Here is a 233-nt window from a genome sequence, read left to right as displayed (position 1 = left end):
AGGGGGCCATCCACGCACAGCGGTCAACGGCGGCAGTGCAGGTTTGGTAGCGCCCGGTAGCTGGGTCTAACCCCGCCAAGAAATGTACGTCACCTTGCAGCGTAAAAAATGCCATAAGGTGGTAGTTCATGTCTTCAAACATCTGTTGGCTAAAGTTGACGTAAGTGTAGCCGGGGTTACTACCCTCAATAAATCGATAGGTATCATCCCAGTGAGCCCAATCCCGTGCTTGG

At 52.8% G+C, this 233-nt stretch carries 1 protein-coding gene; it reads right to left on the bottom strand.

Features of this window, described 5'->3' with window-relative positions; all coding sequences use genetic code 11:
- Positions 1-233: CHASE4 domain-containing protein (locus SB847_RS22340; RefSeq protein WP_410578957.1), on the bottom strand; the 233-nt coding region annotated here is incomplete at both ends.

The sequence above is a fragment of the Bacillus sp. SIMBA_026 genome, from assembly GCF_046535335.1.
Taxonomy (GTDB): Bacteria; Bacillota; Bacilli; order Bacillales; family Bacillaceae; genus Bacillus; species Bacillus velezensis.
The sequence above is the reverse complement of the archived record's forward strand: the minus strand, read 5'-3'. Positions and strand labels throughout refer to the sequence as shown.